The following is a 9,850-nucleotide window of genomic DNA, read 5'->3' as shown; positions in this document are numbered from 1 at the left end:
TCGCCGACGGGATCTCCCGGTGGTACAGCAGGGACGAATCGGACGAGAACCCCTCCTCGCCCATCAGTTCCTCGAAGAAGAGCCGCTCCTCGCCATTCCTGTGCTGGGTGTGGCGCTTCGGCGGCACGTGGCCGACCCGGCGGTAGTGGGCCATGTCCCTCGCCTCCGATGATTAACGCATTAACTACTTTCTCCCGACACTACGGCTCTTCTCCCGTACAGGGAAGGGCTAACTGCGTTCCCGCACGTCAAAGGTGGTCCGGCCGGCGATGAGCTTGGCCAGCAGCATGATCAGCATCTGCTGCTCGGTCTCGGACAGCGTCCCCGCCCACTGCCGCTCGCGCTCGTGCTGCCCGGCGAAGATCTCCAGCATCGCCGCACGTCCCCGCTCGGTCAGCGAGAGGATCACCGACCGGCCGTCCCGCTCGCCGGGCGTGCGGACCATCATCCCGTCCGCTATCAGCGTCTTCGCGAGGTTGGAGACCGCCGCCCGGCTCATCCCGGCCAGCGTCGCGGCCCGGCCGGGCTCCAGCGGGCCGGCCAGCCAGGTCACGAACAGCAGGCGGAAACCCGCCCACGAATGCCCGCGCGGCCGGTGCACCGTGGACTCCAGGTCGTAGGTGACGATCGCCGACGCCCTGTTCAGGGTGAGCAGCAGCCTGGTCGCCAGCCGGTCCGGGAAGCCGAACTCCTCCGCCAGCCGGTGCCCCGCGAGGTCGACGAACGTCCAGAAGTCGGGATCGTCCCGTTCGCCGTCCGCGCTCATGTCCTCGCCTCCCGATGACAAAAAAACTGATTCACGACTTGATTATCCTCAAAGCGCTGCTCCCTGGGGTCATAGCACTAGGAGTGGATCTCATACGAATGTTCTGCATCGAGATACCTGCGTATGTAGTATCTCGCCATGACGATGTCAGCTCACCGCGGGGCGCGGGTCCTTGGTGCGACCCGGTTGTCTCGGTTTCGCGACAGCACTACCTCGCCGGAGCGGCAGGAGGCCGCCATCGAGAGTGTGGCCGCGTCCATCGGCGGCACCGTCATCGGGTGGGCGCGAGATATGGACGTCTCTGCCTCTAAGACCCGTGCGTTCGACCGTCCGGAACTGGGTGCGTGGCTTCAGCGACCATCCGAGTTCGACGCAGTCGCCTGGTGGCGGCTGGACCGTGCAGTCCGGTCGATGCGGGATATGGCCGATCTCGCCGGCTGGGCGAAGGATCATGGAAAGCGGCTGGTCTTCGCTGAGGGGCCCGGGGGCGGCCGGCTGGAGCTGGATATGGGATCGCCGATATCGGAGCTCATCTTGATGATCTTGGCGTTCGCTGCGCAGATGGAGACCGAGGCCGTCCGGGAGCGCACTGCGGGGGCATCGGCGTACCTGCGGTCAGTCGGCCGGTGGTCCGGGGGCCGAGTTCCGTTCGGTACACGGCCGGTGCCACACCCGACCGAGCTCAACCGGGAAGGCGGCCCCGCCGGTTGGTGGCTTGCCGAGGAACCGGCCTCCGCTGACATCATCCGGACCATGGCCGACCTGGTGATCGCTGGGAAGTCGTATCACGCGGTCGCGGCGTGGTTGAACACCGAACACCCCGGCGTCACCCCGGCGAATCATCGTGCCGTCCTGGCCGGCCGGCCGACGAACCCTGACGCGCGGTGGAATCCGGGGATGGTGTCGTCACTGCTCCGCCAGCAGATATTGCGTGGCTTTGTGCTTGAAGACGGCCAACCCGTCCAGAATGAGGACGGCGAGGTCGTACGCCATGGTGATGCGTTGCTCAACGATGATGTATGGCATCGACTGCAAGCCGTCATGGATTCACGCATGACGAGTGGTCCAGGGCGGCGGTCGGGCGCTCACCCCCTCCTCGGCGTCCTCTTCTGCGGCACTTGCGGCGGCCGCCTTTACCAATCCTGGCTATCACCTGGTCCGAACAGGAAGGTGCCGGTGCGGCAGTACAGGTGCGCAGCGAAGGCCCACGGACGGACGTGTGCGAAACCCGCGTATGTCGTCGCAAATCCCGTCGACGCCTATGTGGAGCGCGAATTCCTCGCCGCCGCCGGGAACAGAGAGATCATCGAGGTGGTATCAATTCCTGCGATCGATCACAGTGGCGAGATCGCCGAACTGGAGGACGAGGTACGGGAACTGGCGGGCCAGCTCTGCAAGCTTCGCGGGCCGGCGGCGGACGCCGTCGGCGGGATGTTGCAGAGCCGGTCTGATCGCCTCGAACGGCTGCGCGCGGCACCGATCGTCTCCGCCCGGACCAAGCGCATTCGCACGGGCGTCGATCACGCCGAGAAGTGGGCGAGCGCCGAGTCGGCCGACAGGCATCAAATGCTGCTGCATGCGGGCGTGCGCGTAGAAGTTGGGCAAACCACCCGTGGGGCACGTGACGTGGAGGGACGGCTGTCGTTCACCATCGGCGATCTGTGCCCATCAGTGGCCGAGGTTTCGCGCTCGCGGCGAGCAGGGCGGTCCTAGGCGGCGGCGTGGGCAAGATGCTCGACCTGGCCCGCAGCAACCTGCGCAACATTCCGCGCCCCTAGCGGAATTCGCGGGCTATTTCGGTCAGGGTTTCGTCGACGACCTCGGGCATCGTGCGGGCCGGTTGCTCCTCGATCCAGTTCAGCGACGCGATGCGGAGGGCCGTCATGAAGGCGCCGGCCATGACGCGGGGGCGGAGGCTGCCGGACGGAAGGCCGTCGCGGGCGGCGATCAGCTCGGCGAGGGAGCGTTCCAGCTCGGCGTAGTGGGCGAGCTGCCGGGCCAGCACGGACGGGTGGTTGCGGGCGAGCCGGACCTGCGCGGCCCACTGCGGGTCCAGCGCGCCGAACCGGTCGTGGACGGTGTCGAACGCCGCGCGCAGCGCCGTCCAGGACGACTCGTCCGGCGGACGGGCCTCGAACGTCTCCAGCAGTGACCGCATCCGCTGCTCGCCGCCGTAGAGGAGCGCCTCCTCCTTGCCGCCGAAGTAGTTGGAGAAGGTGCGGCGGGAGACGCCGGCGGCGTCCGCGATGGCCTCGACGGTGACCTCGTCCAGGCCGTGCTCGACGGCGAGGCGCATCGCGGCCTCGTGCAGGGCGCGGCGCGTCGCCTCCTTCTTGCGCTCGCGCAGCCCGCCCCTGTGCTCGCGCTCCCTGTCCCTGGTCTCCATGGTCAACCCAGCCTACCCACCCTCAAATGATGCTCTGTGAGAAAACTTGCCCAGTGGGAATAAGGTACCGGGGTCGCGGAGTTGAGTTCCCCGTTCCCACTTCTCGCGGAGGCGTCCTTTGACCGTTCCGGCCCCGTCCAGACCTGCGCCGATGTCGCATCGGCAGGTCCTCGAAGCGCTCAGCGGCCTGCTGCTGGTGCTGTTCGTGGCGATGCTCAGCAGCACCGTCGTGTCCACCGCGCTGCCGCAGATCATCGGCGCGCTCAAGGGCAGCCAGTCGCAGTACACCTGGGTCGTCACCGCGACCCTGCTCGTATCCACCGCAAGTACCCCCATCTGGGGCAAGCTGGCCGACCTCTACGACAAGAAGGTGCTGCTCCAGGCGGGCGTCGCCATCTTCATCGTGGCGTCGGCGGCGTCCGGGTTCGCGCAGAACACCGGGCAGCTCATCGCGTTCCGCGCCGTGCAGGGCCTCGGCGTCGGCGCGCTGCAGATCCTCGTCCAGATCATCATGGCCGCCATGATCAGCCCGCGCGACCGGGGCCGCTACTACGGCTACCTCGGCGGCGTGATGGCCGTCGCCACGGTCGGCGGGCCGCTGCTCGGCGGCTTGATCGTCGACTCGTTCCTCGGCTGGCGCTGGTGCTTCTTCATCGGCGTGCCGTTCGCGGTCGTCGCGTTCGCGCTGCTGCAGAAGACCCTGAAGCTGCCGGTCATCCGGCGGCCGGACGTGAAGATCGACTACGTGGGCGCGACGCTGATCGCCGCCGGCGTCAGCATCCTGCTCATCTGGATCACGTTCGTCGGCGCGAACTTCCCGTGGCTGTCCTGGCAGACCGCCGCGATGGCGGGCGGCGGCGTCCTGCTGCTGGCGGTCGCCGTGTGGGTGGAGTCCCGGGCGGCGGAGCCGATCGTCCCGCTGGACATCGTCGCGCGCCGCAACACCGCGCTCGCGATCACCGCCAGCCTCGCGGTCGGCATGGCGATGTTCGGCGGCGCCGTGTTCCTCGGCCAGTACTTCCAGATCGGACGCGGCTACAGCCCGACCAAGGCGGGCCTGCTCACGTTCCCGATGATGCTCGGCGTGTTCGGCGCGTCCACCATCGCCGGACGGCTCGCCACCAAGACCGGCAAGGTCAAGCCGTACATCGTGTTCGGGACGGTCGTGCTGACCGCCGGGTTCGGCATGCTGGCCACGATCGACCACACGACCTCGCTGGTCTTCCTCGGCGTCGGGATGTTCCTGATCGGCGTCGGCGTCGGCATGACGATGCAGAACCTCGTGCTCGTCGTGCAGAACTCCGTCCGGCTGGACGAGATCGGCGCCGCGAGCGGGACGGTGACGTTCTTCCGGTCGCTCGGCGGGACGATCGGCGTCTCGGTGCTCGGCGCGGTCCTGGCCAACCAGGTCGCCGACAAGATCGCGGACGGGCTGCGCCGGCTCGGCGTCGACCCGACCGCGGGCGGCGGCGACGCCGGCAACCTCGACCTCGCCGCGCTGCCCGCACCCGTCCGGGAGATCGTCCGGGCCGCGTACGGCGACGCCACCGGGCACATCTTCCTGGTGTCCGCGGGCATCGCGGTCGTCGGGATCATCGCGGCGGCGCTGCTCAAGCCGGTCCGGCTGCGCGACAGCCTCGACCTGGTGGAGACCCCCGAGACGGACGGCCCGGTGCCCGCCGTGAAGGACGGTTCGTTGTCAACCTCCTGATAACAGCGGTGCCGAAGAGCTGGGTTGAGGCAGAAGAGCACGAAAAGCCGGTTTTATACCGTCGGAATCCGGATCTCGCACCCCGGAGGCGGTAGATGAGCGGACGTTCGGAGTTCGGGCGCCGCACGGCGTCGGTCGTGCGGGCGGGCGGCATGTTCGCCCGGAGCGGGCTGTGGCGCCCCGGACCGCCGGTCAAGGTCGTCCGCCAGCTCGACGCCCTGCGCCGCTGGGGCACCCTGCTCGGCGGGACGGTCGCGTCCGCCGCCGCCCGCGACCCCGACGCCGTCGCGATCATCGACGACGTCGGGGAGCTGACCTACGGCGAGGTCGACGCCCGGACCGACCGGCTCGCCGCCGCGCTCGGCCGGTTCAACGACTCGCCCCGCGTCGCGGTGCTCTGCCGCAACCACCGCGGCATGGTCGAGGCGCTCGTCGCGTGCAGCAAGCGCGGCTCCGACCTCCTGCTGCTCAACACGGGGATGAGCACCGAGCAGCTCGTCACCGTCCTGCGGCAGCAGCAGGTCGACGTCGTGATCGCCGACGCGGAGTTCGCCTCGTTCATCGCGGCCGTGCCGAAGACCGTCCACGTCATCACCGCCGGCGGGACGGGCTCGGAACTGGAGAACGCCATCGCCACCGCGCCCGCCGGGGCGGTCGAGCCGCCGGACAAGGCGGGGCGGACGATCGTCCTCAGCTCGGGCACGACCGGCCGTCCCAAGGGCGCCGACCGGCACTCGTCCCGCATCCCGTACCGGGTGCACGAGCGGATGTTCATCGAGGCGCCGCTGTTCCACACCTGGGGCTACGCGATGCTGCAGACGGCGATCTCGCTGCGCGCCACGATCGTCCTGCGGCCCCGCTTCGACCCCGAGCAGACGCTGCGCACGATCGACGCCACCGGCGCGACCGCGCTCGTCGCCGTGCCGGTCATGCTGCAGCGCGTGCTGGACGTCCCGGAGACCGTGCGGCGCAAGTACGACACGTCCACGCTGCGGATCGCGGCGCTGAGCGGCTCGGCCCTGCCCGCGACGCTCGCCACCGCGTTCATGGACGAGTTCGGCGACGTTCTCTACAACCTGTACGGGTCGACGGAGGCGTCCTGGGTCACCATCGCCACGCCCGCCGACCTGCGCGCCCACCCCGACACCGCCGGCACGCCGCCGCCCGGGACACGGGTCGCGATCCTGGACGACGGCGGCCGGCCCGTCCCGCCCTGCACCACCGGACGGATCTTCGCCGCCAACTCGCTGCTGTTCGCGGGCTACACCAGCGGCGACACCCGGGAGATGCGGGACGGCCTGATGAGCCTCGGCGACGTCGGCCACCTCGACGTGGACGGCCGGCTGTTCGTGCACGGCCGGGACGACGACATGATCGTCTCGGGCGGGGAGAACGTCTTTCCCGGCGCGATCGAGGAGGTGCTGCAGAAGCTTCCGCAGGTCCGCGAGATCGCCGTCATCGGTGTGCCGGACGAGGACTTCGGGCAGCGCGCCGCCGCGTACATCGTCCTGCGGGAGGGGGAGACGCTCGACGCCGACGCGGTGCGCGCGCACGTTCGCGAGCATTTGGCACGTTTTGCGGTGCCGCGCGACGTCCACTTCCTGGACGTCCTGCCCCGCAACGCCACCGGCAAGATCGTCCGCCGCTCCCTGACCCCGGACTGACGCACTACGGCGTGGATGCCCGGAACGGTGGTCTCCTGGTTCTGTCGGTGGCGACCGTTACGGTCGGTTGCATGTCCCGATACCGACTGTGCCCGACCCCGCTGGACGTCACTTGGATTCGACGCGCCCCAGCGGATCGGCGGTCTCGGCCGCCGCCGTCCAGCCGGCGTCCGCCGGGTCCAGCGTGCTGTGGAGGAAGGCCGACGTGAGCCGCTGGACGAGGGCGACCCGCTCGGGGCTCTCGTCCGTCGTCTCCGTGACGGTGTATCCGGATATTCCGCCCAGCGAGTGCTCCGCCTCGGCCAGGGTGAGCAGGCTCCTGGCGCCCGGGCTCAGGTGGTACGCGTCCGTGAACCACTCCGGCCCCCGGACGGTCAGGGCGGACTGGTCCTTCTCCCCGGCGACCACCAGGGTCGGCGTGGTCAGCCCCGCGAAGTCGGGGTTCATGAAGGAGAAGTTCTCGGCGGCGAACGGCGACAGGTCGGCGCCGCCCGTGCCCGGCACGGCGAGTAGCACACCGGCCTTGATCCGCGGGTCGGACATGTCGCCCTCCGCGCCGATGACTCGCGCGCCGAGCAGCATGCTCGCCGTCTGAGCACCCCAGGAGTGCCCGGCGACGGCGATGCGGTCGTGGTCGAGGCGCCCCCCGAGGCCGGGGACGGCGGCTTCGACGACGTCCAGCCGGTCGACGACGCGGGTCAGGTCCTCAACGCGGATGCGCCAAATGTCCGGGTAGCGGGGGTCGTCGGGCGTGACGTTCAGCCGCCGCGAGTCGAGATGCGTCGGCTGGACGACCGCGAAACCGTGTGCGGCCCAGTGGTCGACGAGCGGGGCATAGCCGTCCAGCGACTCGCCGAAGCCGTGCGAGAACACGATGATCGGCAGCTCGCCACCGGTCACCGGGGCGGACACCCGTACCTGGACGTCCTCGCCACGTCCTGGGGCAGGCAGCACCACGGGACGCACTGAAACAACCGGGGCTTGGGACATGGGGCTTCTCCTCGATAAGTAACGTGAACAGCGCGGCCTGGTCATGGGCCGCCTGCTTTGGCATCATGAAAGCGGATCAGTGTTCCGTTTGAACTATACGGATCGCTGTTCCGCTTAGCAACATGGAGGCGACAGTGGTCGGGAGCGGACCCGGAACGCCGGCCCCGCGGAAGCGGGCCGACGCCCGGCGCAACGAGGAGGCGCTGCTGGAGGCGGCCGCCGCGGCCTTCATCGCGTCCGGCGTCGACGCGCCGGTGCGCGACATCGCGGCCAAGGCCGGCGTCGGCGTCGGCACGATCTACCGACATTTCCCGACACGGGCCGATCTCATCGTCGCCGTCTACCGGCACCAGGTCGAAGCCTGCGCGGAGGCGGGCCCCGTCCTCCTGGCCGAGTGCGACTCCCCCTACACCGCTCTGGTGCGCTGGATCGATCTCTTCGTCGACTTCCTGGTCACCAAGCACGGTCTGGCCGAGGCGCTGCAATCCGACGACGCGACCTTCGTGACCCTGCACGACTATTTCCTGGACCGACTCGTCCCCATCTGCGCCGAACTGCTCAGCGCCGCCGCCGACGCGGACGAGATCCGCTCCGACATCGAGGCCCTCGGCCTAATGCGCGCCGTCGGCAACCTCTGCATAGGCGCCAACAAGGACCCCCGCTACGACGCCCGCCAAATGGTAGAAGTCCTACTAGCCGGCCTACGCCTCCCCTAGCCCCCGACAGCCCAAACACAAGGCCCCGACCACCGACAACCGACCAACACAATCCGCCAAAACGTGGAGGACCCCGCACCGGGCTACAGACCGGCGGGGGGACGTTGGGCGTTGATGATGAACCAGAGGCGGGTGCGGGTGGGGGACTGGTCGAGGCCCCACTCATTGGCCAGGACGTCGATGACGGTGAGGCCGCGGCCGTGGTCGAGGCGGCGGCGGCCGTGCGGGTCGGCGTGGGTGGGGCCGTCGTCGGCGATCTCGACATGCAGGAGGTGGCCGTCGGTCGTGACCGTCACGGTGACGAGCCCGGAGCCGTGCAGGACGGCGTTGGCGACGGCCTCGGCGGTCATCAGCTCGACGTCGTCGAGGAGACCCTCGTCCGAGATGACCTTCGCCGCGCGCTCGCGGACGACGCGCCGGGCCCGGCGTCCACCGTCGCCGTCGTCGCCGCCGAAGCCGAACGGCTCGCCGAGCCGTTCCATCCCCACGGTCACATGATCACCACACCTGCAGTCGGAAGCGCAACGCAATCATTCACCTGCGGTGCGTGATGGGCAATGCGACCGATGTGTTGATCTTGGCCTTTCCGGGACAGGCGGGCCGGATGATACTCACCGAGCCGCACAAATCGGGGGTTTTCTCCGTCCCGTGGCGAGAATCAGCGGAGGCCCTTCGTATGTAACGATCCGCTTCAACAGCGTTTTTCGTCTTGTCGGGCGAAATCGCGGGGGCTGCCCGGAGGTGCGCCATGCAAGCGGTCGTCCTCGCCTGCGCCGCGCAGGCCGTCTACATCGTCGCCTATGTCCTGTTCAAGACGGCCACCGGGCGGATGAGCCCGATCGGCGGCCGGCATCCGCTGCACGCCGCCGGACGGCTCGTGCGCAGCCCGCGCTGGTTCGCCGGTGTCGTGGTGCTGCTGGCGGGCTTCGCCCTCTCGGCCGCCGCGCTCGTCACACTTCCCGTCGCCGCGACCCTGCCCGCCTACGCGCTCGGGCTCGTCCCGCTGCTGATCGTGGGGACGAGCGGGTTCGGCGAGCGGCCCACGTCGCGGGAGTGGCTCGCCGTCCTCATCACCGCGGCCGCGATGATCACCGTGGCGCTGTCCGTGCTGCCGGGCCACGGCGAGTCGCTGCCGGACGTCCTGCACCGCGCGGGCGGCGCCGCAGCGGCCGGCGCGCTCCCGCTGTGGAAGGCGGCGCTGGTCTTCGTGCCGTCGCTGGCGCTGCCGCTCTGGATGCTCTGCGTGCGCGACCGCATGGTCAGCGGCCGGCACGCCCGCCCGCTGACCGGCATCGCCTACGGGCTCGGCGCGGGCGTCCTGCTCGGCGCCACCGAGGTGTTCGGGCAGGGCATGGCGATGATGCTCGCGGACGGCCGGGCGGCGGACGTCCTGGCCTCCCCGCACCCGTACCTGTTCCTGCTCGCGGGCGTCCTCGGGCTGATGCAGCTCTCGATCGGCCTGCGACGCTGCCGCCTCATGATCACCGTCACCGTGGTCACGGTCACCGCGAAGACCCACCTGCTGCTGTCGGCCACACTGCTCTACGGCGAGCCGTGGCCCCGCGACCCGGCCCCATTCCTCCTGCGCATCGCAGGCGCTGTCCCTTATACACATCT

General features: G+C 69.6%; 9 protein-coding genes and 1 pseudogene. 5 read left to right on the top strand and 5 right to left on the bottom strand.

From position 1 onward, the window contains the following. Positions 1 to 154, bottom strand: a pseudogene (locus tag HUX53_RS41020) (homogentisate 1,2-dioxygenase); the annotation flags it as partial. A 75-nt stretch (positions 155 to 229) separates the two neighbouring features. After that, complete coding sequence (locus tag HUX53_RS12200) at positions 230 to 766, bottom strand: MarR family winged helix-turn-helix transcriptional regulator (RefSeq protein ID WP_176403284.1); 537 nt, start codon at positions 764 to 766, stop codon at positions 230 to 232. Between the two features lie 138 nt (positions 767 to 904). Here HUX53_RS12200 and HUX53_RS12195 point away from each other — a divergent pair, with 138 nt between their 5' ends. Beyond that, positions 905 to 2,479 carry a recombinase family protein gene (locus HUX53_RS12195; protein WP_176403283.1) on the top strand — a complete coding sequence of 525 codons (1,575 nt, stop codon included), beginning with the start codon at positions 905 to 907 and terminating at the stop codon, positions 2,477 to 2,479. Between the two features lie 61 nt (positions 2,480 to 2,540). Here HUX53_RS12195 and HUX53_RS12190 read toward each other — a convergent pair whose 3' ends face one another. Next, on the bottom strand, positions 2,541 to 3,152 hold the full coding sequence (locus HUX53_RS12190; protein ID WP_176403282.1) for a TetR/AcrR family transcriptional regulator: 612 nt from the start codon (positions 3,150 to 3,152) through the stop codon (positions 2,541 to 2,543). A gap of 151 nt (positions 3,153 to 3,303) precedes the next feature. Here HUX53_RS12190 and HUX53_RS12185 point away from each other — a divergent pair, with 151 nt between their 5' ends. Together HUX53_RS12185 and HUX53_RS12180 are read left to right on the top strand one after the other, a co-directional pair. After that, complete coding sequence (locus tag HUX53_RS12185; RefSeq protein ID WP_176403281.1) at positions 3,304 to 4,863, top strand: MDR family MFS transporter; 1,560 nt, start codon at positions 3,304 to 3,306, stop codon at positions 4,861 to 4,863. Positions 4,864 to 4,958: 95 nt separating this feature from the next. Then, entirely contained in the window at positions 4,959 to 6,527 is a 1,569-nt protein-coding gene (locus HUX53_RS12180) for an AMP-binding protein (protein ID WP_176403280.1), read from the top strand. A 108-nt stretch (positions 6,528 to 6,635) separates the two neighbouring features. Here the strand turns inward: HUX53_RS12180 and HUX53_RS12175 are convergent, their stop codons facing one another. Further along, entirely contained in the window at positions 6,636 to 7,517 is an 882-nt protein-coding gene (locus HUX53_RS12175) for an alpha/beta fold hydrolase (protein WP_176403279.1), read from the bottom strand. Between the two features lie 122 nt (positions 7,518 to 7,639). Between HUX53_RS12175 and HUX53_RS12170 the strand changes: the two genes are divergently transcribed. After that, on the top strand, positions 7,640 to 8,233 hold the full coding sequence (locus HUX53_RS12170; RefSeq protein WP_176403278.1) for a TetR/AcrR family transcriptional regulator: 594 nt from the start codon (positions 7,640 to 7,642) through the stop codon (positions 8,231 to 8,233). Positions 8,234 to 8,316: 83 nt separating this feature from the next. Here the strand turns inward: HUX53_RS12170 and HUX53_RS12165 are convergent, their stop codons facing one another. After that, entirely contained in the window at positions 8,317 to 8,727 is a 411-nt protein-coding gene (locus tag HUX53_RS12165; RefSeq protein ID WP_309237182.1) for an ATP-binding protein, read from the bottom strand. 254 nt (positions 8,728 to 8,981) lie between these two features. Here HUX53_RS12165 and HUX53_RS12160 point away from each other — a divergent pair. Beyond that, the coding region (locus tag HUX53_RS12160; protein WP_176403277.1) for a hypothetical protein at positions 8,982 to 9,850 on the top strand (869 nt) is incomplete at its 3' end.

Source organism: Actinomadura sp. BRA 177 (assembly GCF_013372625.1).
Lineage (GTDB): Bacteria > Actinomycetota > Actinomycetes > Streptosporangiales > Streptosporangiaceae > Spirillospora.
This window is presented reverse-complemented; position numbering and strand designations above follow the sequence as displayed.

Excerpts from the sequence above, each read along its gene's own strand:
- HUX53_RS12195 (WP_176403283.1), top strand. The coding sequence starts at position 905 with ATGACGATGTCAGCTCACCGCGGGGCGCGGGTCCTTGGTGCGACCCGG.
- HUX53_RS12190 (WP_176403282.1), bottom strand. The coding sequence starts at position 3,152 with ATGGAGACCAGGGACAGGGAGCGCGAGCACAGGGGCGGGCTGCGCGAG.
- HUX53_RS12170 (WP_176403278.1), top strand. The coding sequence starts at position 7,640 with ATGGAGGCGACAGTGGTCGGGAGCGGACCCGGAACGCCGGCCCCGCGG.
- HUX53_RS12200 (WP_176403284.1), bottom strand. The coding sequence starts at position 766 with ATGAGCGCGGACGGCGAACGGGACGATCCCGACTTCTGGACGTTCGTC.
- HUX53_RS12185 (WP_176403281.1), top strand. The coding sequence starts at position 3,304 with ATGTCGCATCGGCAGGTCCTCGAAGCGCTCAGCGGCCTGCTGCTGGTG.
- HUX53_RS12180 (WP_176403280.1), top strand. The coding sequence starts at position 4,959 with ATGAGCGGACGTTCGGAGTTCGGGCGCCGCACGGCGTCGGTCGTGCGG.
- HUX53_RS12175 (WP_176403279.1), bottom strand. The coding sequence starts at position 7,517 with ATGTCCCAAGCCCCGGTTGTTTCAGTGCGTCCCGTGGTGCTGCCTGCC.